Below are 26,439 nucleotides of genomic sequence, written 5' to 3'. Positions count from 1 at the left end.
GGATGTCGCCGCGCAACCGTTAACTTGGCAGGCGGAGCGAAATCAGCCGGGCGAAACCTCGAACGACTGGATGCGCCAGCGAAGCTGCTCCGCCGTCGCGCCGGGCACGTCGTTGACGCGCCGCAGAACCGTGGTGCCGGTCAGCTTCCGGCCGTTCTCGCCGGTGATCGTGGTGGGCACTTCGTAGTAGAGCGAGCCGGCCGCGCCATCCATCCGGCCGGGCGGGAGGAGGACGGTGATGCCGTCGAAGTTCTCGAACAGCGCGGTGAAGTCGGCGCGGGTGATTTCCTCCCGCGCGTCGTCGCCCAGCATGGCGTAAGCTCGGTCGAAGTCCTCGAACTCGACAGCGCGGGCGAAATCCTGCAGCACTTTCCGCGCCCCGGCCTCGCCCTTCTCCGACTCCGGTATGAGCCGGGCGGGATCGGGGGCCGGGGCCCCGTCCTGCCCGGCGCTTTCCCGCCCGGAGCCGGCCGCAGCGGCGGCGGTGGGCGATGGCGCGGGCGACGCCGGAGTGTCGAGCGCCTCCGGCCCCGGTCCTTCGGTCCGGCGATCGGCCTCGCCGCATGCGGACAGCGCGAGAGCGAGAGCGGCAAGCGAGACGGTGCGGTATCGAAATTCCATGGACTTCCCCTTACGGCCGGGTCTGGGCGACCGGGTCTGGCACATGCCGGATGTGTCCGCTTGGCAGCTTCGGCATCTCGGCGGCCGGGCAGGCGGATGCGGCAGATCGCTGTCGCAGCGCAGAACCGGCGGTTCAGCCGAGGCTAAAGCGCAATGCGTCATGGTCAAGCCATGATCCGCACCCTTGCCATTGCCGCTTCGCTGGCCGCCTTGCCGCTCGCCGCCCTGATCGCCACCCCTGCCGACGCGCAGCTCTCCCGCCTTTCGGAACTGGTCAGACAGCAGGCGGACGAGTGGCAGATCGGGCCGTTCTACAAGGGACGCAGCCTTTCGCCCGGAATGCCCGCCACGGCCACGCGGGCGGGCGATCGTGCCTATTTCGATTTCCCCTGGCCGAACGCGCGCGCGGGCCATGTCCACTACGTGACGCGCCGGACCGGCCCCTTGACCGGGGCGCGGCGGATCGTCCTGCGCTATCGCATCGAGGGGGAGCGGGGCGTGCGCTTCCGGCCGCAGGAACACCCGGACCGCGAGGCGACGCTGTCGCTCTATTTCCAGCGGCGCGGCGACAACTGGAAGGCGCGGGGGCGCTATGCCACCTATCGCTGGTACGCGCCCGAAGCGCTGATGGGGCCGCTGACGCCGGGCACGCACGAAGTGTCCGTGCCGCTCGACGCCAACTGGGTTGCGGTGCAGGGCGCCAACCGGCGCAGCGCGCCGGAGGCGTTCGAAGCGGCGCTTGCCAATGCCGCGCGGGTCGGCTTCGTCTTCGGATCGCGCGGCGGGCGCGGACACGGCGTGTTCGCCACCGCACCCGCGCGCTTCACGATTCTCGATTTCCGGGTCGAATAGGCCCGCCGGGGCAGGGCGTCCGGCGGCGAAGCCTTATTTCGGCGCCAGCACCATCAGCATCTGGCGGCCTTCGAGGCGGGGAAAAGCCTCGACCTTGGCGATTTCGTCGACGTCTTCCTGCACGCGGCGGAGCAGGTTCATGCCGAGCTGCTGGTGCGCCATCTCGCGCCCGCGGAACCGCAGGGTGACTTTCACCTTGTCGCCGTTTTCGATGAACTTGTTCACGTTGCGCATCTTCACGTCGTAATCGTGATCGTCGATGTTCGGACGCATCTTTATCTCTTTGATATCCTGCGTCTTTTGCGTCTTGCGCGCGGCGTTTGCCTTCTTCTGCGCCTCGTACCGGTACTTGCCCACGTCGAGGAACTTGCACACCGGCGGGTCGGCATTGGGCGAAACCTCGACGAGGTTCAGGCCGACATCGGCCGCCTGTGCGATCGCTTCGCGAGTATACATCACGCCAAGGTTTTCACCCTCGTGATCGATCACGCGAACCTTGTCGGACTGGATCATGTTGTCAAAGCGCGGGCCGCTCTTCACGGGCGGTTGGAATGAGCGCCGGGGGGGACGGGCTATGGGGCAGTCTCCTGGTGTTTGCCGTTGTCGAAGCGCCCCATGTAAGCCGAAACGCCGGGATTCGCTAGGGGCCTTGGCGATGGCGCGTGCGCGGTGTTGCGCCGGTGCATCCCCGTCACGCCGCCTGCCGCCAGAGCGGGAACCGGGCCAGCCTGCCGCGCAGGGGCAGGACCGCGTCGATCCGCTCCGCCGGCTGCATCGCCGCGCGGATTGCCGGATCTGCCGCGTTCATGCCCCCGGTCAGCGCGCCGAAAGCCGGCAGGATCATCCGCCCGCCGGCGCCTGTGCCGCCTTCGGCCACGACCGCGCAGGGGCGGCGAATATGCCGCTCGCGCACGGTGAGCTGCAGGCGTGGGTGGTAATGCCCCGACAGCTCCGGCCGGGTCTCGCCCGCCTGGGCCTGATGGCGCAGGACGATGCCTGCAACCTCAAGCTCGCGCGCGATGGAGCCGCCGCTGCGCGCTTCCATCGCGGGATCGTGATTGCCGGTGATCCACACCCAGTCGGTCGCGCGGGTGAGGGCGGAAAGCATACCCGCGGCATGATCCTCCAGCCGGGTGCTGCCCTGGCTGTCGTGGAAGTTGTCGCCCAGGGTATAGACCCGGCGGGCATCGGTTTCGCGGATCGCCAGCGCCACCCGCTCCAGAGTCTCGCGGCTGTCGTAAGGCGGCAGCATCTGCCCGTGCCGGGCATAGAAGCTCGCCTTTTCGAGATGCAGGTCGGCCACCAGCAGCGCCCGCTCGCGCGGCCAGTAGAGCGCATTGGCGCGCGTGAGGGCAAAGTCCTCGCCTGCGAACGAAAGGGGAACCATGGTCCGCTCTTGCCCCACGCCGCCGCGCTTGGCAAGGGTTGGCGCGATGACCGACTGGACGCCCTATACCGCCCGCGCGAAAGACTGGTTCGAGGACCTGCGGAATCGCATCTGCGCCGAGTTCGAGGCGATCGAGCGCGAGGCGGGATCGGACGCAGCGTTCGATTATCTCCCCTGGCAGCGGGAGGAAGAGGGCAACGACAATCCCGGCGGCGGCGTGCGCGGGGTGATGAAAGGCAAAGTGTTCGAAAAGGTCGGCGTCAACGTCTCCACCGTCCACGGCACGTTCGCGCCCGAGTTCGCGCGCACGATTCACGGGGCGGAGGAGAACCCGCAATTCACCGCGACCGGGATCAGCCTGGTCGCCCACATGGCCAATCCGCATGTGCCGGCGGTGCACATGAACACCCGGTTCCTGACCACGGCCAGGGCCTGGTTCGGCGGCGGGGCCGATCTCAATCCGCCGATCCCGCGGGACGAGGATACCGAGGAGTTTCACGCCGCGCTGCGCGCCGCCTGTGCCGCGCACAACCCGACGTATTACGAACGGTTCAGCAAGTGGGCCGACGACTATTTCTTCATCCCCCACCGCGGCGTGCATCGCGGGGTCGGCGGGATTTTCTACGATCATCTCGAGTGCACGGGGCAGGACGGAGAGGAAAGCGGCGAGGTCGCGGCCTGGGAACGGCATTTCGCCTTCACCCGCGATGTCGGCAGCGCCTTCCTCGACGTGTTCCCGCGGATCGTCCGCCGGCGCATGGACGAGCCGTTTACCGAGGCGGACCGCAAGGCCCAGCTCGAATGGCGCGGCCGCTATGCCGAATTCAACCTCGTCTACGACCGCGGCACGCTGTTCGGCCTCAAGACCGGCGGCAATATCGACGCGATCCTGATGAGCCTGCCGCCGCAAGCGGTGTGGAACTGACCGGCCGCCCCACGCTGCTTCGCCCCATACGAATCCGTCCGACGCGGCGCGGATCGTGTTGCCAGATTCGCCCCGTCGGCCTACGCTCCGGCCATGACCGCATCCATCGCGCCGGACGGCTTCCGCAGCATCTTCCTGACACATGGGAGGACCGCGGTCCTCCTCGCGCCCTTTGCGGTGATCCTGGGCGGACGGATTTTCAGCCACGGCGAATGGGCCGTCGAAAATCCCTTGCTGTACGCTGCGTTGTTTCTGTGGCTCGTGTGCGACACGATCGGCCTGGCGATGATCGTTCGGGCGCCTCGCCATCGCCCGGGGGCAGGTTTCATCGTCAAGGCGGCGGCTCTGGCCTGCCTGATCGTGCCGCTGGTATCGGCCGAACCGGTGCGCAATGCGCTGCTGGATGTTTCGACCCTTTCCGCGGCGATGGCGCTGACGGTTCTCGCATTCTGCGGCTGGCAGGCGATGGCTGCGCTTGCCGCCTATCGTGCGGCGCAAGGGTCCGGCGCGCAGCGCATGGGCGCGGCCGCCGGGGCGATACTTCCGCAAGGCCTGCTTCGCGTCGTGCGGCGCGAGGTCGAAATGCTGGCCATTGCGCTGTTCGCCTGGAACCGCACGCCCCATTGCCCCGACGATGCGGAGAGTTTCGCGTGCCACGCCTATGCCGTCCCGGTGATAGCGGCTCTGGCCGTTCTCCAGGTGCTGGAGATCGCGATCGTCCATTTCGTCCTGATCCACCTGAACACGCTGGCCGCCTGGATCCTGTTCGCGCTGGGGGCCTGGGGCCTGGTGTTCGTCGTGGCCCTTCTCAAGAGCCTGCGATTGCGGCCAGTCCTGCTTCTTCCGTCCGGGGTTCTCGTGCGGTCGGGGTTCGTGGTCGAAATGTTCGTGCCCTACGCGGCGATCGCGCGGGTCGAGGGCGGCTGGGCGGGCTGCAAGCCGGAGGGGAAAGGCGTTCTCGACCTGTCGATCCTGTCCACCCCGAACGCGGTCCTGCGCCTCGCGCGGCCGGTTGCGCGCGAGACGATGTTCGGCGCGACGCGGCCCGTGACCACGATCGGCCTCCGACTGGACGAGCCTGCCGCCTTCCTGACGGCCTTGCGCGCGCGGACCGGCTGAACGCCGGGACGGGTGCCGCCTCGACCCGCGCGGCGCCGGGTGGCTTGCCGTGGCCGATGAAAATGGACTAACCCCGCGGCATTCCCATCCTTCCGGCCGGAGTTCTTCCCCATGCGTCTTGCGCTGCCCCTGCTGCTTGCCACCCTGTCGACGACCGCCTGCACGACCGTGGATACGCCGCCGCCGCCCGCCGCGCAGGCGGAGCGGATCGTGGCGCCGATCCTGACCACGCCCGATGCCGTCGACAGCGCCACTTTCGCGCAGCCGCAAGTCGCGCGGGTGACGCACGTCGATCTCGACCTCGCGCTCGATTTCGCGCGCAAGCGCGTGGCCGGCACTGCCACGCTCGACATCCTTGCCCGCGACGATGCGGCGCAGATCGTGCTCGACAGCAACGGCCTGCGGATCGACCGGATCACCGATGGGCGCGGCAATCCCCTGCCGTTCGAGATCGGCGAGCGGGTCGAAGCGAAAGGGGAACCGGTCACGGTGACGATCGGGGCCGGCGATGCGCAGGCGCGGCGGATCGTGGTCCACTACACCGCGAACCCGCAGGCCGATGCGCTGCAATGGCTGTCGCCCGAGCAGACCGCTGGGGGCGAGCACCCGTTCCTGTTCAGCCAGGGGCAGGCGATCCTCAACCGCAGCTGGATCCCGACCCAGGACAGCCCCGGCATCCGCCAGACCTGGCGTGCGCGGATCACGGCGCCCGAACCGCTCGACGTGGTCATGTCCGGCGTCGCGCAGGGCGAGCCGGAAGACCTCGGCAACGGCCGGCGCGCGTTCACTTTCGTGATGGACAAGCCGGTCCCGCCTTACCTGATCGCGATCGCCGCGGGCGACATCGATTTCCGCGCGATCGGCCCGCGCACCGGCGTCTGGGCCGAGCCCGAAGTGCTCGACCGCGCGCACCGCGAAGTCGCCGATACCGAGGATATGGTGGAAGCGGCGGAGAAGCTCTACGGCCCCTATCGCTGGGGCCGCTACGACATGATCGTCCTGCCGCCGGCCTTCCCCTACGGCGGGATGGAAAACCCGGTGATGACCTTCCTGACGCCGACCTTTATCGCCGGGGACCGCAGCCTGACCGGGCTGGTCGCGCACGAACTGGCCCATTCGTGGTCGGGCAACCTGGTGACCAATGCCGTCTGGGGCGACGGCTGGCTGAACGAAGGCGTCACCTCCTATTTCGAAAACCGGATCGTCGAGGCGATCTACGGCGAAAAGCGCGCCCGGCAGGAGGTTGCGCTCGATTACATGGCGATCCTCGAGACGCTGGAGGAGGTCGGCCACGACGCGCCCGGCACCGCGCTGCACCACCCGGAAGGGACCGACAGCGCGGGCAGCGCGATCGTCTACAACAAGGGCGCGGCTTTCCTTCGCACGCTGGAGCGGGCGGTGGGGCGCGAGCGGTTCGACGCCTGGCTGCGCCAGTGGTTCGACAACCACGCCTTCCAGCCGGCGACCTCGAACATGATCTACGAAGACATGCGGGCCAACCTCGCGCGCGACGCGGCGGAGGCCGAGCGGCTGATGCTGCGCGAATGGATTTTCGAGCCCGGCCTGCCGGCGAATGTGGCGAAGCCCGACCCGGCGGCTTTCGCAGCGGTCGATGCCGCCTCGGCCGCCTATGCCGCACAGGGGACGATCCCGGCGGCGGAAACCTGGCGCGGCTGGACGTCGGCCGAGCGCCAGCGCTTCCTGCGCCAGGTCCCGCGCGACCGCTCGGCAGAGCAGCTCGCTGCGCTCGACCGGCAGCTCGGCCTGGCCGCGACCGGCAACAACGAGGAGCTGTTCCTGTGGCTCGATCTCGCGCTCGCCAACCGCTACGCGCCCGCTGTGCCGCAGGCGGAAAGCTTCCTCGCCGAAGTCGGCCGCGCGAAGTTCGTCCGCCCGCTGTTCGTCACCCTGATGGACGAGGGCGAATGGGGCGCGGACATCGCAAAGCGCATCTACACCGAAACCCGCGCCGGCTACCACGCCGTGACCCGCGACAGCGTGGACAAAGTGGTCGGCTGGGAGGGGTGATCCGCCTGCCGGTCGGGGCCGGGACCGGCGAACCGGTCACGCCCCGCCGTCCATTTCATCCGCGATGATCGCGAAATAGCCGGGCAGCAGGCGTTCCAGCGTGGCGTGGCCCTCGGCCGTCAGGCGGACGTGCTTGGTTCGTGCATCCTTGCCGTCTTTGCCGGCGGCGACGAGGCCGTCGCGTTCCAGCGCCCGCAGGGTGCGCGCGATCACCGGGCCTGCGACGTCGAGGCGGTCGGTGATCTCGCCCACCGTCAGCGTCTCGCGGTCCGGCTCGCGGTCGATGACGATCAGGAACAGGAAGCGAAGCTGCGACAGGCCGTGTTCCGCGAAATAGCTTTCCAGCCGACGGATCAGCAGGCTGGCGCGGCGCATCATCGTCAGCGCGTCGGCCACCGTCTGCGCGGGCACGCCGTGGGCGGCGGCATAGCCTTCGATCATCCGCGCCGAAGGCAGGTCCTTCAGGAAGAACATGCCCGTGCCCTGTCGATTGGCGGGGCGGGCGATGTGCGCTTGTTCACGGGCGTCACGCCACCGGCTGCATGAAGACGATCGCGACCGGTTCGGTCAGCCAGTCTTCGTATCGTTCGAACACGGCTCGGGTGTAGTCCTGCGCGTAGTGCGCATCGAGCGCCGCGCGATCGGCCCAGACTTCGTAAAGATGAAGCCGGCCGCTCTCCTCCCCCTCGTGAAGGTCGAAGGCGAGGCACCCGCTTTCGGCCCGCGTCGGCGCGACGATCGCGCGAACGGCGGCTCGGGCCTCGGCGAAATGCGCGGGCTTCGGGCTGATCGTGGCGAATGCGGAAAGCGGCATGCGAGGCTCCTGATCGGTTTGAAGTAGCATGATAAGTATCATGGTATGTAATGGCGGTAAAGGTGTTTGCGGGGGTGTCTGCCGGCACCCGTTGGGGCAGGGGCCCCTCCACCACGCGCTTCGCGCGCGGTCCCCCTCCCCATCGCAAGACGATGGGGAGGATCGGGCGAGGCCGGGGCCGGTCCTGCCCAACAACTTGCGTTGGGGAGGAATGGGCGAGGCCGGGACCGGTCCTCCCCAACGACTTGCGTTGGGGAGGTGGCAGCCGCGCAAGCGGCTGACGGAGGGGCCTTGTCCCAACCGCCTCACCCGCTCCAACCGCCGATAGAACCCTGACCCCCGCCTCCCAGCGGCCAACCGCCCCACCTTCTCAACCCGGTCCCGATCGCCGACGGGACGGCGGATCCCGCCTCCCACCCACCCCAGCAGCAACAAATCGGCACACCAATCTTGACATTGCGAACCATTTGGGTTATGCACACCCCCGCCCGGTGGGCCTCAACGCCGGGCAACGAGGATCGGGGCCTGCGCCTTGTCGACGGCGACAGGTCTCTATTCCGCCGGCGCGGACAGGGGCTTCCCTTCCCGCTCACGGCGGCGCGGCCGGTGCGGCTGGCGTGCGATGCATTCGGGCTCGGGCGTTGATCTCCCATGGAGCCGGAAGCTCGCTCCCTTCCGCCGGAAGCCGGGATATGGATGTTGGCGGTGTCTGCCCGTTGCCCTTGCGAACCCGGCGATCAGCCCCGGGTCTCCCGGCAGCGGCTCACCCGCACGTTGGCGTGGCCGATCAGCCACGGGGCATGGGCGGACTTTTGGCGAGTCCCGGCCGTCCGCGCCCGCCAGTCCCGGAAATCGAGGGATCGAACCGGGCCCCACCGCGGCGGCGGCGGGCAAGCGGATGTGTGCGGCGAACCTCACGCCGTGGCGCGTCCGTCGGTCGTTCGCGAATAAACCGCCAACCGCCCGACCCGCGCGCACGCCGCCTGGCGTGCCGCACCGGCCGCGCGATCCGAGTTCCAGGCGTCACGCATCCGGGTTCGCCGCCGGAGGATGCGGCGTGGACGCGCTCATGCCGGCGCAGACGCAGGGGCGGGGGAAGCCTCAGTCCGGCCGTTCGCCGTCCCGGCGCGGTTCTTTCTGTGATCGCGGCGTAAGTCCCCCCGTCGCTCTCGCGCAACTCCCCCCTGTCATCGCCGGGCGATTCGCTCTGTCATCGCCGGGCGATTCGCTCTTCCAGCCCCAAGCGATTCCCTCTGTCATTCCCGCACAACTCTCTCTGTGTCATCCCCGCGAAAGCGGGGATCCAGGTTCTGCCGCCGGACGATGGATCCCCGCTTTCGCGGGGATGACAAGAGGTGGGGGGATGGCGAAGGGTGGGGATGGCAAGAGGTGGGGGATGGCGAAGAGCGGGGATGGCAATGCGCAGGAATGAAAGGGGCGCGGCTGATGAAGCCGGGATGGCAAGCGCGGCCGACAAAGAGCGGGATGGCAAGGGGCACGAATGGCAAACCGCCGCCGCCGACGAAAGGCCCCCAGCGCCGCCGATCAGGCGATCCACAGCCGCAGCAGCCACGCCACGGCGCCCAGCACGGCGACGCTGGCGAGCCAGATCGCGGCCAGCCAGGCGAGCCGCTGCCACAGCGGCCGCTGCTCGGCGCGGCGGCCCGGTTCGTCCATCAATGGTATCCTTCGTGCCCGACTTTGCCGCGGAAGACCCAGTAGGCCCAGGCGGTATAGGCGACGATCAGCGGCATCGTGATCGCCACGCCCACCAGCATGAACGCCTGGCTGCTGGCCGGCGCGGCCGCGTCCCAGATCGTGATCTCGTCGGGCACGATATAGGGGAACATCGACAGGCCGAGGCCCGCCATGCCGAGGAAGAACAATGCCAGGCTGAGCCAGAACGGCGCCGCTTCCCAGCCTTTCGCAAGGCCGCGGAACAGCAGGAAGGCGATGATCGCGGTCAGCAGCGGGACATTGGCTGCAAACAGCACGCTCGGCATCGAGAACCAGCGGTCGAAATATTGCGCGTCGAGGAACACGGTATAGAGGCTGACCGCCGCCAGCAGCGCCAGCGTCGCGATCGCGGCGCGGAAGGCCATGCGCCGGGCATGGTCCTGCGCCGGTCCCTCCAGCTTCCAGATCAGCCAGGTGCTGCCGAGCAGGGCATAGCCCGCCACCGTCCCCAGCCCGGTCAGCAGGGTATAGGGGGTCAGCCAGCTCCACCAGCTCCCGTCGTAATTGCGCCCGTCGATCTCGATCCCCTGCAGCAGCGCGCCCAGGATCATCCCCTGCGTCATCGCGGCGACCAGCGAGCCGCCGGTGAAGGCGAGGTCCCAGAACGCGCGGTGCGCCGGATCGCGCCAGCGGAATTCGAACGCCACGCCCCGGAACACGAGGCCCAGCAGCATGGCGACGATCAGCGGATAAGTCGCCGGCAGGACGACGGCATAGGCCAGCGGAAAGGCCGCGAACAGCCCGCCGCCGCCCAGGACCAGCCAGGTCTCGTTCCCGTCCCACACCGGGGCGATCGAATTCATCGCGCTGTCGCGCTCTTCCCCCACTGCGAAGCCGGGGAAGAGGACCCCGATGCCGAGGTCGAACCCGTCCATCACGACATAGGCGAAGACGGCGAAGGCGATGATGAAGGCCCAGATCAGCGGCAGGTCCATCACTCGGCCTCCTTCCGGTTGCGCGGCAGGGTGTCGGGATCGCCCGGGTTCTGCGTCGGCCCCGGGGTGATGCCCGAGGTGCGGATCGGCCCGCGCTCGCCGATCTTGACCCCGCGCTCGCCCGGTTGCGGCGATTTCGCCATCAGCTTCAGGATATACCAGGTGCCCGCGCCGAAGACCGCGAAATAGACGACGACGAAAGCGATCAGCGATGTCGCCACCGCCGGCGCGTCGAGCGGGCTGGCGCTATCCGCCGTGCGCAGCAGGCCGTAGACGGTCCAGGGCTGGCGCCCGACCTCGGTCGTGATCCATCCCGCGAGCACCGCGACGAAGCCCGAAGGCGCCATGACCAGCGCTCCGCGGTGGAGCCAGCGCCAGTCGTAGAGCCTGCCCCGCCAGCGCGCGATCAGGCTCCACAGCCCGATCCCCAGCATGGCGAAGCCGATCCCGACCATGACGCGGAACGACCAGAACACGATCCCCACCGGCGGCCGGTCCTCTTCGGGAATCGTGTCGAGCCCGGCGAGCGGCGCGTCGGGGTCGTGCTTGAGGATCAGCGAGGAGGCCTTGGGAATCTCCACCGCGTAGCGGACCGTCTCCGCCTCGCTGTCGGGGATGCCGAACAGGATCAGCGGCGCGCCCTCGGGGTGGCTCTGGTAATGCCCTTCCATCGCCATGACCTTGGCCGGCTGGTGCTCCAGCGTGTTGAGCCCGTGCATGTCGCCGGCGAAGATCTGCACCGGCGCGACCAGCGCGGCCATCCACATGGCCATCGAGAACATCGTCCGGGCATGGGGGTTGGTGCGATCCTTCAGCAGGTGCCAGGCGCCCACGCCGCCCACGGCGAAGGCGGTGGTGAGGTAGGCGGCGATCACCGTATGCACCAGGCGATAGGGGAAGCTGGGGTTGAACACGATGTCCCACCAGCTTTCGCCCGGCAGGAACTGCCCGTTGTCGCCCATCACGAAACCGGTGGGGGTGTGCATCCACGAATTGACGCTGAGGATCCAGAACGCGGAAATGAACGTGCCCAGCGCGACCATGCAGGTCGCGGCGAAGTGCAGCTTGCGCCCCACTTTCTCCATCCCGAACAGCATGACGCCGAGGAAGCCGGCCTCCAGGAAAAAGGCGGTCAGCACTTCGTAGGCCATCAGCGGCCCGATCACCGGGCCGGCCTTGTCGGAAAAGACCGCCCAGTTGGTACCGAACTGGTAGGACATGACGATGCCCGACACGACGCCCATCGCAAAAGCGACCGCGAAGATCTTCACCCAGTATTTGAACAGGTCGTGATAGCGCTGCTGCCCGGTCTTCAGCCACAGCCCCTCCAGCACCGCGAGATAGCTCGCGAGCCCGATCGAGAAGGCCGGGAAAATGAAGTGGAAACTCACCGTGAAGGCGAACTGGATCCTCGCGAGGAGGATGGCGTCGAGGTCCTGCAACATCGCGGCTGAGAGTTATAGCGAAGATCGCGCGGCGCGTATATCGCCATTCGGGGAAACAGCCGTTGCGCGCGGCGCAACCGGCCCCCGTGCCGTTCAGCGGGCGATCCGTTCCCGGAACCAGTCGGCCAGCTCGTCCTCGCCAAGCTCGCCCGCCGCAAGGGCGACAAACGCGACTACGAGTTCCGCATCGGTCGCGTTGAGCGCATACCCGTTCAGAGTGAGAAAGGTTTCACTTACGACCGCTGCCGTTCTCTTGTTTCCATCGACGAACGGATGGTTGCGCGCAATACCATAGGCATAGGCCGCTGCGAGAGCCGCAATATCCGGGTGCCCGTAGGCAGCGAGATTTCTCGGTCGAGCCATCGCGCTTTCAAGCAGCTGAAGGTCACGGATACCTTCGCCACCGCCGTGCTCCGCAAGTTGCTCAGCATGTGCTGCTTGGGCGACTGCTGTCGCAACCCATGTCGGTTGATCCGGCATCTATCCTATTTTGCGAGTTCGCGGAGCGCACGCTTGCGCCGCATCATCACTTCGCGCGCAGCTGCCATCTGCGTTTCAAAATCGTCGTCTGGACGGGTGAGTTCAATGCCTCGAGGTGTAGTGACGACTGCAACATCGGCGCCAATCTCCGCTTCGAGATGTGCCAGCACCTCCTTCGGCAGGATGATTCCGGCGGAATTGCCGATTCGGGTGATCTTGAGCGTCGCGTTCATACCCGTGTTATAACGCCTCTTGCGCGCAATCGCAATCCGCTGCGCCTGCACGAAAAAACTTGCGGTGCCCCCTCTAATCCTCACATCGTTGCCGCGATGCTGCGCCAGTACGAACTTGTTGAGCGGGTCAAGGAATACGACCCCGACGCCGACGAGGCGCTGCTCAACCGCGCCTATGTCTACACCGTGCAGAAACACGGCACGCAGAAGCGCGCCAGCGGCGATCCCTATTTCAGCCACCCGGTCGAGGTCGCCGGGCTGATGACCGATCTCCAGCTCGACCAGGAAACCATCGTCACCGCGCTGCTGCACGACACGGTCGAGGATACGCTGGCGACGATCGAGGATGTCGAGGAGAATTTCGGCGAGGAGGTCGCGCGGCTGGTCGACGGCGTGACCAAGCTGTCGAAGATCGAGGCCATGCCCGAAAACGAGCGCGCGGCCGAAAACCTGCGCAAGTTCCTGCTGGCGATGAGCGAGGACATTCGCGTGCTGCTGGTCAAGCTGGGCGACCGCCTGCACAACATGCGCACGCTGCATTTCATCAAGAGCCCGGAGAAGCGCCGCCGCATCGCGCGCGAGACGATGGATATCTACGCCCCGCTCGCCGAGCGGGTCGGGATGTACGAATATATGCGCGAGATGCAGCTGCTCGCTTTCGAACAGCTCGAGCCCGAAGCCTACCGCACGATCACCGGCCGGCTGGAACAGATCCGCCGGCAGGGCGGGGGCCAGGTCGATGCGATCGCGCTGACGATCAAGCAGGCACTGGCCGAAGCGGGCCTGCAGGTGGAGGTTTCGGGGCGCGAGAAGCACCCCTATTCGATCTGGCGCAAGATGGCCGAACGCCATCTGCCGTTCGACCAGGTCAGCGACATCATGGCTTTCCGCGTGATCTGCGAGAGCGAAGCCGATTGCTATGCCGCGCTGGGCGTGCTGCACACGACCTGGCAATTCATTCCCGGCAAGTTCAAGGATTACATCTCGACGCCGAAGACGAACGGCTATCGCTCGATCCACACTTCGCTGATCTACGAGAACTCGATGCGGGTCGAGGTGCAGATCCGCACCCGCGCGATGCACCGCACCAACGAGTTCGGCCTCGCCGCGCACTGGGCCTACAAGCAGGGCGACCGGCCCGACGGGCAGGTCGGCTGGCTGCGCGACCTGATCGAGATCGTCGATGCCAGCCACGATGCGGAGGAGCTGCTCGAACACACGCGCATGGCGATTTACCAGGATCGCATTTTCGCCTTCACGCCCAAGGGCGCGCTGTTCCAGTTGCCGATCGGCGCCACCGCGGTCGATTTCGCCTTCGCCGTCCATACCGATCTCGGCGCGCAGACGGTTGGGGCGAAGATCAACGGCCGCCACATGCCGCTGCGCACCCGGCTGGAAAACGGCGACGTGGTGGAAATCATCAAGGGCAAGAATGCCGAACCGCAGCTGTCCTGGCTCGGCTTCGTCGTCACCGGCAAGGCGCGGGCGGCGGTGCGCCGCGCGGTGCGGCTGAAGGAACGCGCCGAAGTGGCGGAAATCGGCAGCAAGCTGTTCGACGAGATCGTCGCGCGCGTCCCGGCCAAGATCGGCAAGAAGGCGATCCGCGACGCGGTCGCCCGGCTGGAGCTGGAGGACGAGGAGGACCTGATGTACGCGATCGGTTCGGCCAAGCTCGACGATCGCGAAGTGATGGAAGCGCTGGTGCCCGGCTGCACCGCCGAAATGGCGGAGGACGGCACCTGGCCCACGCGCGAGCGGGTCATTTCGATTCGCGGCCTGACCCCGGGGGTCGGTTTCCACCTCGCCACCTGCTGCCACCCGATTCCCGGCGACCGCATCGTTGGCCTGCGCAAGCCGGGCGAGGGGGTCGAAGTCCACGCGATCGACTGCTTCGAACTGGCGAGCGGGATCGATGCCGACTGGCTCGACCTGTCGTGGGGCCGGCGTTCGGTCGGCGCCGTCGGGCGGCTCAGAGTCACGCTCTACGACAGGCCCGGCACGCTGGCCGACATGGCGGCGATCTTCGCGCAGAACCTCGCCAACGTGGTCGCGCTCGACCAGGTCCAGCGCGACAGCCCGTTCCAGACGTACGAGCTGGATCTGGAGGTGCAGGACCTCGCCCACCTCACCCGCATCCTCAGCGCCCTGCGCGCCAGCGACGCCGTGGCCCAGGCGGAGCGGATCTAGCGAGAGGCGTTTTCGGCAAGGCTGAAGCGGCACCGGCCCGCTTCCCCAACCCGGCTACCCAACGGCAGGGTATTCTATGGGTGGCCGGGTGCGGTGCGGGCCGGCGCTGGCGGTCGGCGGTTCAGCCGTCTTCCGGCACTCGCCGCACCGGCACCGGAATATTGCAGATGTCCGCGCCGCCGGCGGGGACGATGAAGAACGGATCGCGCCGGTTGGCCCGCGCCTCGGCATAGCGGGCGAAACTCTTCCCCTCGGTCGAGAGATATTCGAACCGCGGCCGTTCGCTTTCGGGCAAGTCGCTCGCGACGCGGATCGACCGGATCGGGACATGCTGCGCCGGGTCCTCGTAGAAGCCCAGCGGCCCGGTGCCGCGCGGCAGGCTGGAAAGATGCTCGATCCCCTCGACCACCCGCCCGACCAGCGCGATATTGCGGTCGAGATGGCGCGGTGCATGGCCGATCACGGTGTAAAGCTCGGCGCCCGAGCCGGTATCGGGCGAATACCCGCGCCCGACACCGACCATGCCGTAGCAGTGGATGGGCCAGATTGCGTCGCGAGCCAGGCCGGTGGGCCAGCCATTGATGAAACTTGTCGCGTCAGCATAGGGGCCCTTCTGGATCAGCACCATTCCGGGGACCCTCCTTGGAATGAACATGGTGGGCGACCCGTCGCGGGTCGCTTGATTAGCGGCCGCTTGCCGTTCGATGTTGTCGCGTGCGATTTGCGCCCGCTGGCGAGCTCGCTCAACCAGCGCGTCGCGCAAGTGCGCGAAAGCGGGCTGGCTATCGCTCACAGCGTAGTTCGCTTCATCGATCACCCGCAGCCCGTCCGGCAGCGGCTTCGCCTTGGCTTCGTCCTCCGCATGGGGATCGCCCCACTGGACGACGTAGTTGTCCTGCACCCGGGTGACGGCGATTCCGTCGTACCACCCGGCGCGGGCGAGGGTGCGGATATTCTCCACCCAGCCTTGCGAGAACGGCGGCGGCATAAGCTGAATCGCGACCTTGCGCTCCGCCCCGTCCGCCCCGGGCGCGAGCGTCATCACCAGCAGGTCCTCGGGCGCGATGGCGATCCATTCGGACGCGGGAGCGGCGGCGACGATCTCGCCCGGACCGGGCGGCGCCTCGGCCCCGTTCTGCGCGGCGGCGGGAAGGGCGAGTGCGAGCGCAGCGGCGCCCAGCGCGGTGGCGGCGGTCTTCATGACGAGAGCTTGCCAGCGGCGGGCTTCAAGCAAAAGCCCCTTTCCACGCGTTTTGGGGGGCGGAAAGGGGCTCTGCGGCGGCGTTCGCCGGGAATGCCGATCCGCGCAGCGCCGCCGTCGACATCCTTGCTAGCACGTTTTGGCGCGCCTGTGCACGCCCCTTCGCGCCCGCCCGCTTCTTCCCGCCGCGTGCCGGGGGCGCCACGTCTTGCGCTACCCTCGATCCCCCGCTAGGTGCGCGCCTCTGCCCAGCAGGCATGCGGAGCGGTGGCCGAGTGGTCGAAGGCGCACGCCTGGAAAGTGTGTATACGGCAACCCCGTATCGTGGGTTCGAATCCCACCCGCTCCGCCACCCGGCTGTTTCTCGCGATCTCCAAGAAAATCTCGGTGTTTCCTGGGCTGCACGGTGGAAGCCCGCGCTGTCCTCTCGACCGGGCCTATGCCGGAAAGGCGTTCCAGCGAGGACGGATAGAACGATGCCCGTTCCCGCGAGGACACAATCGGCTTGCCCCGATCTTGTCTAGCGACATATTATTCTCCAGAGTGGCGCGAGTTTCGCAACGAGAAGGCCGAACACCGGTCGCGTTGCGGTAGCCAGGGACCCGAAAAACGGGCCGGCCGAACGGAGGGATGGAGAGATGCTGATTGTAGCTTGGCTTGCGATGTTCGTTATCGGCTGGTTTTCCGATCGGTGGCGATCCGGCCTGCTGATCGCACCGGTCGTCGCCGCGGGCATAACCGGGCTCTGCCTTGTGACCACGAACAGTCCTGTGTTCACCGCGATCGAAAGAAACCTCAGCTTCACTGCCGAGAGCGTGGCGCTCAATTTCCTGGTGAAGCTGATCTACGCCCTCCTGTTCTACTCCGCCGGGCATCTCTGCAAACGCGCGATCCGGCGATGGCGGCGCAGTCTGGCCGATCCGGGGATCGGCCGGGCCATGAAGACACGGGCCTGACGCCCGGCATTCTGTCTGCGGCAGCCGATCCCGGCAAGGCGGCCGGTGCGGATCTGCCGCAGCGATTGCTCTCGAGTCCCAGCCTGGCGCATGGCGCAAGGTGTCGCTGTGGACGCTGGCCTCGAGTCAAGATCGCTCCGGCGAATAATCGATCGCTCCCCTATCTCATGCCCGTTTTGGTTGTAGTTTGAGACGCCAAGGCGCTCACGCAGGGCGGGGGAGGAGGCTGGGAGCGGGCAAACGAAGTCGCCAAGGCGCTCCATGCGCTCGGCCTCGGCAGGAGAGCGGGCCGGAGTGGAGGTGGATCAGGCGCTCGTAGGCACCGGAGCGAGCGGAACGACCGTTTCCCTTTCGCTTGCCGCCGCATAGGGCGTGCGCGGCCGCCGGGAATGCTGTTTGCTGCCGTTTCCGGCGGGGCTGACGAACGCGGTTAAGCCGGATTCTCCACGCGTTCGCGATGCCGGGTGGGGAAATCTTCGCCTGCCAGCGCCGCGATCCGTTCGCCCACCACGGCGGGTTCCTTCACCGTCGCGGGATCTTCCCCCGGATAGGCCTTGGCCCGCATTGCGGTGCGGGTCGCGCCCGGATCGACGATGGCGACCCGGATGTCGCCCAGCTTGCGGACTTCCTCGGCATAGCTGTCGAGCAGCGATTCGAAGGCCGCCTTGGTCGAGCCATAGGCCGCCCAGAACGCCCGCGGTTCGCTGCCGACGCTGCTGGTCAGGCCGATTACCCGCGCCTGGCCGCTGCGCTTGAGCAGGGGATCGAAAGCCGCGATCAACGCCTGGGTCGCCAGGAGGTTGGTCGTAACGGCCTGGGCGAACTGCTTGGGATCGATCTGCGTCACCGGGGTAAGAGTGGGCAGATAGGCCGCGGAAATGACCAGAATGTCGAGCTTGTCCCACCTGCCGGCGACGGCGGCCGCAAGGCGGGCGATGCCATCCTGCTCCGACAAGTCGAGCGGCGCGATCGTGGCGCTTCCGCCGGCGTCGTGGATCGTGTCCTCCACGCTTTCCAGCGCCCGCACCTCGCGGCCGGTCAGGATCACGTGCGCGCCCCTGCCGGCAAGCGCGATCGCGGTGGCCGCGCCGATCCCGCGGCTCGCGCCGGTGACGAGCGCGACGCGCCCTTCGAGAGATTTGCTGTTGGCCATCATGCGACCTTGTCGAAAGAGAGCTGGGCGTCGCGATCTTCGCGGTTGGCGAGATCGGTCAGCGGGGTGGGATAGTCGCCGGTGAAGCAGGCATCGCAGAACGACGGGCAGTTCGGATCGCGCGGCTCGTGGCCGACCGCGCGATAGAGGCCGTCGATCGAAACGAAGGCGAGGCTGTCCGCCTTGATGAATTCGCGCATCGGTTCGATTTCCATCCGCGCGGCAAGCAGCTTGGACCGTTCGGGCGTGTCGACGCCGTAGAAGCACGAATGCGCGGTCGGCGGGCTGGCGACACGGAAGTGGACCTCGGTCGCGCCGGCCTCGCGCATCATTTCGACGATCTTCATGCTGGTGGTGCCGCGCACGATCGAATCGTCGATCAGCACGATGCGCTTGCCTTCCACCAGCGCGCGATTGGCGTTGTGCTTGCGCTTGACGCTGGAATGGCGGGCGCCGTCGCTCGGCTGGATGAAAGTGCGCCCGACATAGTGCGAGCGGATGATGCCCAGTTCGAACGGCACGCCCGATTGCTGGGCATAGCCGATCGCCGCGGGAACGCCGCTGTCGGGCACCGGAACCACGAGGTCGGCATCCACCGGACTTTCGATCGCGAGCTGCTCGCCGATCGCCTTGCGCGCGGCATAGACGCTGCGGCCGTCGAAAATCGAATCGGGCCGGCTGAAATAGACATGCTCGAAAATGCACGGACGCGGGTTGTGCGTGCCGAACGGATGCAGCGAATCGACATTGCCGTCGAAATCGACCTTGATCAGTTCGCCCGGTTCGACCTGCCGGACGAATTCGGCCCCGACGACGTCGAAGGCGACCGTTTCGCTGGCGAACACGGTGGCATCGCCCATCTTGCCCATCACCAGCGGGCGAATGCCCAGCGGGTCGCGGCAGGCGATCATCCCCTCGGGCGTCATTACGATCAGCGCGTAAGCGCCCTCGATCAGCCGCAGGGCGTCGATCAGCCGGTCGCTCATCGTCGGATAGCGGCTGGTCGCGACGAGGTGGATGATGACCTCTGTATCCGAAGTCGACTGGAAGATCGCGCCTTTGCCGACCAGTTCCTGCCGCAGCGCGCCGGCGTTCGAGATATTGCCGTTGTGCGCGACCGAAAAACCGCCGCTGGCGAGATCGGCATAGAGCGGCTGAATGTTGCGCAGGCCCGATCCCCCGGTGGTGGAATAGCGCACATGGCCGGCCGCCATGAAGCCGGGCAGCTCCGCGATCGCCTCGCTCGACGAGAAGTTTTCGGCCACCTGGCCGATTCCGCGGCGCTGATAGAACTCGGTGCCGTCGAAGCTGGTTATGCCCGCGGCTTCCTGCCCGCGATGCTGCAGCGCGTGCAGGCCCAGCGCGGTCGCCGCCGCGGCGTCGGCTGCATTGATCGCGCCGAAGACGCCGCACTCCTCGCGGAGCTTGTCGCCGTCCTCGTCGCGGAACGGGTGGGTGAGGTTCATTTGCGATGCGATCCGGTTGCGCGCGTCTCGCGGCGCTCAATGGCGATGTTACCGCGCGATTACAAGGGTAGCGTGGCGCCCGCCGCGTGCATCAGGGATTTCATTGCACGGTCAGGAAAGCAACCCTAAAGCCGGGCATCCCAGCAACGGAAGAACCCTTCGCCCTTGGTACTTTCTCTTTTCGAACGAACGATCGCCCGGCGTTACCTGCTGCCCGGCAAGAGCGAGGCGTTCATTGCGCTGGTCGCCGGGATCAGCATCGGGGTCGTCATGCTCTCGGTCGCCATGCTGGTGATCGTGATGAGCGTGATGAACGGTTTCCGCGCCGAACTGCTCGACAAGATCGTGGGGCTGAACGGCCATGCGATCGTGCAGGCCTATGGCGAGCGGCTCGATAACTGGGAAAGCGTGCTGCAGGACGTGCGCGAAACGCCCGGCGTGGTCAGCGCCTCTCCGCTGATCGAAAAGCCGCTGATGGCCAGCTACAACGGCCGAATCGCCGGCGTGCTGGTGCGCGGCAACACGCAGGAGGATATTCGCGACCTCGCGCCCAACCTGGTTGCCGGCAATCTGGGCGAATTGCAGGGCGGCGCGAAAAATGTCGCGCTGGGATCGCGTCTGGCGGCCAATATGGGGCTGCGCGCGGGCGATACGATCACGCTCTACAATCCCGAAGGCCGGGCGACGCCGTTCGGGACAATGCCGCGCCAGGTCGGCTATCGCGTGGCCGCGATCTTCGAAGTCGGGATCTACGATTACGACGATCAGTTCGTGATCATGCCGATGCAGGATGCGCAGCAATTGCTGCTGATGGGCGATTCGGTCGGCATGATCGAAATCAAGACCACCGACGCGGACAAAGTGGAGGAGATTCTGGAACCCGTCCGCCGCCAGCTGGAGGGGCGGGCGGTGATCAACACCTGGAAGACGATCAATTCGACGCTGTTCGAAGCGCTGCAGGTCGAACGGGTGGCGATGTTCTTCGCGCTGAGCTTCATGGTGCTGGTGGCGGCCTTCAACATCCTTTCCAGCCTGGTCATGCTGGTCCGCGCCAAGACCCGCGACATCGCGATCATGCGCACGATGGGCGCCACGCGGCGCAGCCTGCTGAAGATTTTCGTCACCACCGGGTTCACGGTCGGCGCGCTGGGCACGGTCGCGGGGCTGGTGCTCGGCTTCCTCGTCCTCGCATTCCGCCAGCAGATCGTGAAAGTGATCGAAGTCGTCACCGGCCAGAACCTGTGGGACCCGTCGATCCGGTTCCTGTCCACATTGCCCGCGCGGGTCGATCCGCTGGAGATCGCCGGGATCGTCGCGCTGGCGCTGGTGCTGAGCTTCCTGGCCACGCTCTACCCGGCGTTCAAGGCCTCCAGCACCGATCCCGTCCAGGTGCTGCGTTATGAGTGAGCCCGTCGTCCGCCTCGCCAATCTGACACGCAGCTTCGAACAGGGCGGCGTGCGTATCGACGTGCTGCGCGGGATCGACCTCGAAATCGCACCGGGGGAGATCGTCGCGCTGCTCGGCCCTTCGGGATCGGGCAAGTCGACGATGCTCCAGGCAGTGGGCCTGCTCGAAGGCGGTTTCGGCGGATCGATAGAGATTGCCGGAACGCAGGCCAGTTCGCTGCCTTCCGACGGTCGCACCCGCGTCAGGCGCGAACATCTGGGCTTCGTGTACCAGTTCCACCACCTGCTGCCCGATTTCAATGCGGAGGAGAACGTGATCCTGCCGCAGCTCGTCGCCGGCCGCGGGCGCGAGGAGGCGACCGATCGTGCGCGCGAACTGCTGTCCGCGCTCGGCCTGGCGCAGCGGCTCGATCATCGGCCCAGCCAGCTTTCGGGCGGCGAGCAGCAACGGGTCGCCGTGGCGCGCGCGCTGGCCAACCGGCCGACGCTGGTGCTTGCCGACGAGCCGACCGGCAACCTCGACGAGCATACGGCCGATGGCGTGCTCGAACAGTTCCTCGCCCTCGTGCGCGGAGAAGGGAGCGCGGCGCTGGTCGCGACGCACAACGAACGGCTGGCCGCGAAGATGGACCGCGTGCTGCGGCTGCACGAAGGGCGGCTGGAATAGCGGACCCGCACGGCGTTTCGGGCGTTGGCCTTTGCGAAGGAGGAATTTGCATGACCGACCATCCCAGCACCTACAAGGCCGCGAAAACCCACGAGAAGGGCGTGCAGTGGGACGATCGCGCTTCCATCCACGAGGCGGACGACGGTCAGGGCCTGCTCGACGGTGCGAAAGGGTTGCGGAGCGGGACTTTGGCCGAAATGGTCGCCCAGGTCATGGCCTATCCGCCCGAGCAGCGCGGCGGGTTCGTGATCCAGAAGGCGGGCGACCATCGGCTCGAACGGGCGGAGATAGAGGCGCTCGCGGCGCGCGACGACTTTCCCGGCTGAAGAATCCGCCGCGCCTGTCGAAATCGTGCTAGGCACGGGCTTTCGGAGCGGGAGCGCCCTATGACCACGCCCAAGACCACGATTGCCGATTTCACCGTCGCCGCCAACAATGGCGAGACGATCGATCTGAAGGACAAGCTCGGCAAAGTCCTGCTGGTCGTCAACACCGCCAGCAAGTGCGGCTTCACCCCGCAATACGAAGGGCTGGAGACGCTCTATCGCACTTACCGCGATCGCGGGTTCGAGGTGCTGGGCTTCCCCTGCAACCAGTTCGGCGGGCAGGAGCCGGGCGATGCCGACGAAATTGCGCAGTTCTGCCAGGTCAATTTCGGCGTCAGCTTCCCGCTCATGGCCAAAGTCGAGGTGAACGGCGATGGCGCCTCGCCGCTGTTCGACTGGATGAAGCGGGAAGCGCCCGGCCTGATGGGATCGAAGGCGGTGAAGTGGAACTTCACCAAGTTCCTGATCGACCGCCAGGGCCATGTCGTGCGCCGCTATGGCCCGACCGACAAGCCGGAAAACCTGGCCGCCGATATCGAGGCGCTGCTGTAGCGTCGCATTCCTCGGGCCGGTGCCGCTTCAGCTTTGCTGAAAACGACTCCAGCGCGAGCGGTCCGGGGAAACGCGCGGTCCGCCCCCTTGGCGAATCCGGGCCGCACCCGCATATTCGCCCGATGTCCTTTGCGCCCTTCGTTCCCCTTCGCGTGCTCTCGTCCTATTCGATGCTCGAAGGCGCGATCGATCCGAAGGCGATTGCGAAGCTGGCGAAAGAGCGGGGCTTTCCGGCCATCGCGATCTGCGACCGCAACGGGCTTTACGGCGCGGTCATGTTCGCCAGGGCCTGCTTCGACGAAGGGATTCAGCCGATCATAGGCACCCTTCTGGGGGTCGCCCGCGATGCCGAAGGCAAGCAGATCGACTACCTGCCGCTCTATGCCCAGGATGAGGCGGGGTGGGACAACCTGTGCCATCTGGTCAGCCGCGCGCATCTCGACCGTTCGCTGGAGCTGGAGCCGCATGTCGCGATGGCCGATTTTGAAGGGCGGACCGACGGCCTGATCGCGCTGACCGGCGCCAGCGAGGGGGCTCTGACCCGGCTCCTGGCCGAAGGGCAGAACGATCATGCCGATGCGCTGCTGGAACGGCTGGCGGCGCTTTTCCCCGGCCGGCTCTATATCGAGCTGGCGCGGCGCGACGACCCGGTGGAGAGCGCGGCGGAAGAGGTGCTGGTCGATCTCGCCTATCGCCGAGACCTGCCGCTGATCGCGACCAACCCCGCCAATTTCGCCGAACCGCACATGTATCATGCGCACGATGCCATGCTGTGCATTGCCGGCTCGACGCATATCGAGGCGGAGGACCGCGTCCGCTCCAACCGCGAGGCATGGGTCAAGCCGGCCGACACGATGGCCGAGATGTTCGACGACTTGCCCGAGGCGACGGCGAACACGCTGGTCGTGGCCCAACGCTGCGCCTTTGCGCCGCCCAGCCGCCCCCCGATCCTGCCCAGCCTGGCGGGCGATCTGGAAGGCGAGGCGCGGATGCTGGCCGAGGATGCGCGCAAGGGGCTGGAAGCGCGCCTGTCGGCTTACGAGGATCTGAGCGAGGAAGAGCGCAAGGTCTATTTCGAGCGGCTCGATTTCGAGGTCGACATTATCGTCGGCATGGGGTTCCCCGGCTATTTCCTGATCGTTGCCGACTTCATCAAGTGGGCCAAGGAACAGGACATCCCCGTCGGCCCGGGCCGCGGTTCGGGCGCCGGCTCGCTGGTCGCCTGGGCGCTGACGATCACCGATCTCGATCCGATCCGGCTGGGGCTGCTGTTCGAACGCTTCCTCAACCCCGAGCGCGTTTCGATGCCCGACTTCGACATCGACTTCTGCGAAACGCGCCGCGGCGAAGTGATCCGCTATGTCCAGCGCAAGTACGGCCACGATCACGTCGCGCAGATCATCACCTTCGGAAAGCTCAAGGCGCGCGCGGTCCTGCGCGACTGCGGTCGGATTCTGCAGATGAGCTATGGCCACGTCGACCGGCTGTGCAAGATGGTGCCCAACCATCCGACCGACCCCTGGACCCTGCCGCGCGCGCTGAACGGCGCGGCCGATTTCAAGCGCGAATACGACAACGACAACGAGGTGAAGCGGCTCGTCGATCTGGCGATGCAGCTGGAAGGGTTCCCGCGCAACAGCTCGACCCACGCGGCCGGCGTGGTGATCGGCGACCGGCCGCTGGCTCAGCTTGTGCCGCTCTACCGCGATCCGCGGTCGGACATGCCGGTGACGCAGTTCGACATGAAGCATGTCGAAAGCTCGGGACTGGTCAAGTTCGACTTCCTCGGCCTCAAGACCCTGTCGGTCCTGCAGAAAGCCGTGCAACTGCTCGGTAAGCGCGGGATCGCGGTCGATCTGGGGCAACTGGCGTGGGACGACCCGGCGGTCTACGACCTGCTCAAGCGCGGCGACACGGTCGGCGTGTTCCAGCTCGAATCGGAGGGGATGCGGCGCACGCTGACCGCGGTGAAGCCGACCAAGTTCGAAGACATCATCGCGCTCGTTTCGCTCTACCGCCCCGGCCCGATGGACAACATCCCGCTGTTCGGCAAGCGCAAGGCGGGCGAAGTGCCGATCGAGTATCCGCACCCCAAGCTGGAGCAGATCCTGGCCGAGACTTACGGCATCTTCGTCTATCAGGAACAGGTCATGCAGGCGGCGCAGATCCTCGCCGGCTATTCGCTCGGCGATGCCGACTTGCTGCGGCGCGCGATGGGCAAGAAAGTCCAGGCCGAGATGGACGCCCAGCGCGAACGCTTCGTCGAAGGATGCAAGACGGTTTCGGGAATCGAACCGAAACAGGCCAACGAGCTGTTCGACTTGATCGACAAGTTCGCCGGCTACGGCTTCAACAAGTCGCACGCCGCCGCTTACGCGCTGCTCGCCTATCAGACGGCCTGGCTCAAGGCGCATTACCCGGAAGAGTTCTACGCCGCATCGATGTGTTTCGACATGCACCAGTCGGAAAAGCTGGCGCTGTTCGTGGACGACGCGCGGCGCGGCGGGGTCGAAGTGCGCGCGCCCGACGTCAACCGCTCGGAAGCCGAATTCACGGTCGAGCGCACCGACGAAGGCTATGCCGTGCGCTATGCGCTGGCGGGCATTCGCAACGTCGGCGAGCGGGCGATGGAGGCACTCGTCGCCGAGCGTGAGGCGAACGGCTGGTTCGAAAGCCTGCAGGACCTGTTCGAGCGATTGCCGAAAGGCTCGATGAACAGCCGCCAGCTCGAAGGTCTGATCTGCGCCGGCGCGCTCGACAGCCTCGAACCCGACCGGGCGAAGCTTTACGCCAATATCGACATGCTGCTGGCCGTGGCCGAGGCCGCCAACCGCGAGCGGGAGAGCGGACAGGCGGGGCTGTTCGGCGGGGAAGAACGCGCGGGCGACACGCTGCGGCTGAAGGAGGCCGAGCCGTGGAGCCGCTCCGAGCGGATGGCGAACGAGCGGGAGAATTTCGGGTTCTATTTCTCCGCCCATCCGGTGGAGCAATATCGCGCGATCGCCAGCGCCAACGGCGCGCGCAGTTACCAGAGCCTGATGGAAGGCGGCGGCTCGGCGGGCGGGCGCCAGCCGGCGGTGATGGCGGCGATGGTGGAGAAAGTGAGCAAGGGCCGGACCCGCCGCGGGGGCGAGTTCGTGCGCGCCGACTTCTCCGACAGCACCGGCCAGTTCAGCGCCGCCTGTTTCGAGGAATCGCTGGTCGAAAGCTTCCAGAAATGGGCGGCGGAGGGGACTTGCGTGCTGCTGAACGTCGAACTCGACAGCCCCAGCCCCGACGAGCCGCCACGGGTGACGGTGCGCGGCGCGCGCCCGCTGGACGAAGTCAAGAGCGGGTCGCGCATGGTGCTTTCGATGGACGTCGCCACGCCCGAGGCGCTGACCGAGCTGAAGATGGCGCTGGCGGTCGGCACGCCGGGCCATGGCGAAGTCTACGTGCGGTTGAAGACCGGGATGGACGTGGAACCGTTGCTGCGCCTCGGCCGCGACTATCAGATCGACGGCGAACTGGCGGAGCGGCTGGCCGAAGTGCCGGGGCTAGACAAAGTCTCGCTCACCACCCGCCGCGGGGGCGGGCACTTGCGCCTCGTCGCCTGAGGGGGCGTCCCTTCTTTCGGCATCCGGCGCCCGCGGTTTCTCGAAAATCGGCGTGTAGCGCGCGGCGAGCAGCAGGATCGTGGGCACCAGCATGGTGTTCCACAGATCCTTCCAGTGGCCATCGTAATCGGCGCTGCGGCCGAGAGCGTCGTTTTCGTACCAGTCCCACACTTCGCCGGCGAGCGCCGCCGCCAGGACCAGCAGCCAGGGGCGCCACTGGCGCACTTTCCAGCCGAACACCAGGCAGGCCCCCAGCAGGATCGCCAGCGCCACGTAGATGTGCAGCGCGTCTTTCGCGAGGTGGGTATATTCGATGAGGAAAAGCTTGGTGTGCTGAAGCGGGCTCATGCTC

At 67.0% G+C, this 26,439-nt stretch carries 25 protein-coding genes and 1 tRNA gene; 12 read left to right on the top strand and 14 right to left on the bottom strand.

Annotation, left to right across the window (positions count from 1 at the left end):
* Positions 1 to 42 precede the first annotated feature (42 nt).
* On the bottom strand, positions 43 to 621 hold the full coding sequence (locus V5F89_RS00435; RefSeq protein WP_338446305.1) for a hypothetical protein: 579 nt from the start codon (positions 619 to 621) through the stop codon (positions 43 to 45).
* 171 nt (positions 622 to 792) lie between these two features.
* On the opposite strand from V5F89_RS00435, the gene V5F89_RS00430 reads away from it, so the two are divergent.
* Positions 793 to 1,473, top strand: coding sequence for a hypothetical protein (locus V5F89_RS00430; protein WP_338446304.1), 681 nt, complete (start codon positions 793 to 795; stop codon positions 1,471 to 1,473).
* Positions 1,474 to 1,506: 33 nt separating this feature from the next.
* Here the strand turns inward: V5F89_RS00430 and infC are convergent, their stop codons facing one another.
* Together infC and pdeM are read right to left on the bottom strand one after the other, a co-directional pair.
* A complete protein-coding gene (infC, locus tag V5F89_RS00425) occupies positions 1,507 to 1,986 on the bottom strand; it encodes a translation initiation factor IF-3 (RefSeq protein ID WP_338446303.1) in 480 nt (159 codons plus the stop codon).
* Positions 1,987 to 2,164: 178 nt separating this feature from the next.
* Positions 2,165 to 2,860 carry a ligase-associated DNA damage response endonuclease PdeM gene (gene pdeM, locus V5F89_RS00420; RefSeq protein WP_338446302.1) on the bottom strand — a complete coding sequence of 232 codons (696 nt, stop codon included), beginning with the start codon at positions 2,858 to 2,860 and terminating at the stop codon, positions 2,165 to 2,167.
* 46 nt (positions 2,861 to 2,906) lie between these two features.
* Between pdeM and hemF the strand changes: the two genes are divergently transcribed.
* The 3 genes from hemF to V5F89_RS00405 all read left to right on the top strand — a co-directional run bounded on the left by hemF (position 2,907) and on the right by V5F89_RS00405 (position 6,932).
* The gene (hemF, locus tag V5F89_RS00415) at positions 2,907 to 3,785 is read left to right on the top strand and encodes an oxygen-dependent coproporphyrinogen oxidase (protein ID WP_338446301.1); all 879 of its coding nucleotides are present in this window, start codon (positions 2,907 to 2,909) and stop codon (positions 3,783 to 3,785) included.
* Positions 3,786 to 3,878: 93 nt separating this feature from the next.
* On the top strand, positions 3,879 to 4,904 hold the full coding sequence (locus tag V5F89_RS00410; protein WP_338446300.1) for a hypothetical protein: 1,026 nt from the start codon (positions 3,879 to 3,881) through the stop codon (positions 4,902 to 4,904).
* Between the two features lie 111 nt (positions 4,905 to 5,015).
* On the top strand, positions 5,016 to 6,932 hold the full coding sequence (locus tag V5F89_RS00405; protein WP_338446299.1) for a M1 family metallopeptidase: 1,917 nt from the start codon (positions 5,016 to 5,018) through the stop codon (positions 6,930 to 6,932).
* Positions 6,933 to 6,968: 36 nt separating this feature from the next.
* Here V5F89_RS00405 and V5F89_RS00400 read toward each other — a convergent pair whose 3' ends face one another.
* The 7 genes from V5F89_RS00400 to V5F89_RS00370 form a co-directional block, all read right to left on the bottom strand.
* Positions 6,969 to 7,406 (bottom strand): MarR family winged helix-turn-helix transcriptional regulator, encoded by a 438-nt coding sequence (locus tag V5F89_RS00400; RefSeq protein ID WP_338446298.1) that lies wholly within the window; start codon positions 7,404 to 7,406, stop codon positions 6,969 to 6,971.
* A 52-nt stretch (positions 7,407 to 7,458) separates the two neighbouring features.
* Positions 7,459 to 7,746 (bottom strand): putative quinol monooxygenase, encoded by a 288-nt coding sequence (locus V5F89_RS00395; RefSeq protein ID WP_338446297.1) that lies wholly within the window; start codon positions 7,744 to 7,746, stop codon positions 7,459 to 7,461.
* A 1,545-nt stretch (positions 7,747 to 9,291) separates the two neighbouring features.
* Positions 9,292 to 9,423 carry a DUF2474 domain-containing protein gene (locus tag V5F89_RS00390; RefSeq protein WP_338446296.1) on the bottom strand — a complete coding sequence of 44 codons (132 nt, stop codon included), beginning with the start codon at positions 9,421 to 9,423 and terminating at the stop codon, positions 9,292 to 9,294.
* Entirely contained in the window at positions 9,423 to 10,418 is a 996-nt protein-coding gene (gene cydB, locus V5F89_RS00385) for a cytochrome d ubiquinol oxidase subunit II (RefSeq protein WP_338446295.1), read from the bottom strand. The genes V5F89_RS00390 and cydB overlap by 1 nt, the downstream gene beginning before the upstream one ends.
* Positions 10,418 to 11,863, bottom strand: coding sequence for a cytochrome ubiquinol oxidase subunit I (locus tag V5F89_RS00380; protein ID WP_338446294.1), 1,446 nt, complete (start codon positions 11,861 to 11,863; stop codon positions 10,418 to 10,420). Before V5F89_RS00380 ends, cydB begins: the two co-directional genes overlap by 1 nt.
* 93 nt (positions 11,864 to 11,956) lie before the next feature.
* On the bottom strand, positions 11,957 to 12,343 hold the full coding sequence (locus V5F89_RS00375; protein WP_338446293.1) for a type II toxin-antitoxin system death-on-curing family toxin: 387 nt from the start codon (positions 12,341 to 12,343) through the stop codon (positions 11,957 to 11,959).
* Positions 12,344 to 12,348: 5 nt separating this feature from the next.
* Positions 12,349 to 12,576, bottom strand: a complete 228-nt coding sequence (locus V5F89_RS00370) for an AbrB/MazE/SpoVT family DNA-binding domain-containing protein (protein ID WP_338446292.1) — start codon at positions 12,574 to 12,576, stop codon at positions 12,349 to 12,351.
* A 96-nt stretch (positions 12,577 to 12,672) separates the two neighbouring features.
* Here V5F89_RS00370 and V5F89_RS00365 point away from each other — a divergent pair, with 96 nt between their 5' ends.
* Positions 12,673 to 14,763 carry a bifunctional (p)ppGpp synthetase/guanosine-3',5'-bis(diphosphate) 3'-pyrophosphohydrolase gene (locus V5F89_RS00365; RefSeq protein WP_338446291.1) on the top strand — a complete coding sequence of 697 codons (2,091 nt, stop codon included), beginning with the start codon at positions 12,673 to 12,675 and terminating at the stop codon, positions 14,761 to 14,763.
* 121 nt (positions 14,764 to 14,884) lie between these two features.
* On the opposite strand, the gene V5F89_RS00360 is transcribed toward V5F89_RS00365, so the two are convergent.
* Positions 14,885 to 15,964 (bottom strand): peptidylprolyl isomerase, encoded by a 1,080-nt coding sequence (locus tag V5F89_RS00360; protein WP_338446290.1) that lies wholly within the window; start codon positions 15,962 to 15,964, stop codon positions 14,885 to 14,887.
* 261 nt (positions 15,965 to 16,225) lie between these two features.
* On the opposite strand from V5F89_RS00360, the gene V5F89_RS00355 reads away from it, so the two are divergent.
* Together V5F89_RS00355 and V5F89_RS00350 are read left to right on the top strand one after the other, a co-directional pair.
* Positions 16,226 to 16,316 (top strand) — tRNA-Ser (locus tag V5F89_RS00355).
* A gap of 286 nt (positions 16,317 to 16,602) precedes the next feature.
* Entirely contained in the window at positions 16,603 to 16,920 is a 318-nt protein-coding gene (locus V5F89_RS00350; protein WP_338446289.1) for a hypothetical protein, read from the top strand.
* A gap of 430 nt (positions 16,921 to 17,350) precedes the next feature.
* Here V5F89_RS00350 and V5F89_RS00345 read toward each other — a convergent pair whose 3' ends face one another.
* Both V5F89_RS00345 and purF read right to left on the bottom strand, forming a co-directional pair.
* On the bottom strand, positions 17,351 to 18,073 hold the full coding sequence (locus V5F89_RS00345) for an SDR family NAD(P)-dependent oxidoreductase (protein WP_338447589.1): 723 nt from the start codon (positions 18,071 to 18,073) through the stop codon (positions 17,351 to 17,353).
* Positions 18,073 to 19,539 carry an amidophosphoribosyltransferase gene (gene purF / locus V5F89_RS00340; protein ID WP_338446288.1) on the bottom strand — a complete coding sequence of 489 codons (1,467 nt, stop codon included), beginning with the start codon at positions 19,537 to 19,539 and terminating at the stop codon, positions 18,073 to 18,075. The genes V5F89_RS00345 and purF overlap by 1 nt, the downstream gene beginning before the upstream one ends.
* 165 nt (positions 19,540 to 19,704) lie before the next feature.
* On the opposite strand from purF, the gene V5F89_RS00335 reads away from it, so the two are divergent.
* The 5 genes from V5F89_RS00335 (at position 19,705) to dnaE (ending at position 26,087) form a co-directional block, all read left to right on the top strand.
* Complete coding sequence (locus tag V5F89_RS00335) at positions 19,705 to 20,946, top strand: lipoprotein-releasing ABC transporter permease subunit (protein WP_338446287.1); 1,242 nt, start codon at positions 19,705 to 19,707, stop codon at positions 20,944 to 20,946.
* Positions 20,939 to 21,613 carry an ABC transporter ATP-binding protein gene (locus tag V5F89_RS00330; protein ID WP_338446286.1) on the top strand — a complete coding sequence of 225 codons (675 nt, stop codon included), beginning with the start codon at positions 20,939 to 20,941 and terminating at the stop codon, positions 21,611 to 21,613. The genes V5F89_RS00335 and V5F89_RS00330 overlap by 8 nt, the downstream gene beginning before the upstream one ends.
* Before the next feature lie 50 nt (positions 21,614 to 21,663).
* On the top strand, positions 21,664 to 21,939 hold the full coding sequence (locus V5F89_RS00325) for a hypothetical protein (RefSeq protein ID WP_338446285.1): 276 nt from the start codon (positions 21,664 to 21,666) through the stop codon (positions 21,937 to 21,939).
* 60 nt (positions 21,940 to 21,999) lie between these two features.
* On the top strand, positions 22,000 to 22,491 hold the full coding sequence (locus V5F89_RS00320) for a glutathione peroxidase (protein ID WP_338446284.1): 492 nt from the start codon (positions 22,000 to 22,002) through the stop codon (positions 22,489 to 22,491).
* Positions 22,492 to 22,613: 122 nt separating this feature from the next.
* Positions 22,614 to 26,087, top strand: coding sequence for a DNA polymerase III subunit alpha (gene dnaE, locus V5F89_RS00315; RefSeq protein ID WP_338446283.1), 3,474 nt, complete (start codon positions 22,614 to 22,616; stop codon positions 26,085 to 26,087).
* On the opposite strand, the gene V5F89_RS00310 is transcribed toward dnaE, so the two are convergent.
* Complete coding sequence (locus V5F89_RS00310; RefSeq protein ID WP_338446282.1) at positions 26,028 to 26,435, bottom strand: hypothetical protein; 408 nt, start codon at positions 26,433 to 26,435, stop codon at positions 26,028 to 26,030. The genes dnaE and V5F89_RS00310 overlap by 60 nt on opposite strands.
* Positions 26,436 to 26,439 lie beyond the last annotated feature (4 nt).

Origin of the sequence: Pelagerythrobacter marensis (genome assembly GCF_036700095.1) — a bacterium.
Classification (GTDB): Bacteria; Pseudomonadota; Alphaproteobacteria; order Sphingomonadales; family Sphingomonadaceae; genus Pelagerythrobacter; species Pelagerythrobacter marensis_A.
The sequence above is the reverse complement of the archived record's forward strand: the minus strand, read 5'-3'. Positions and strand labels throughout refer to the sequence as shown.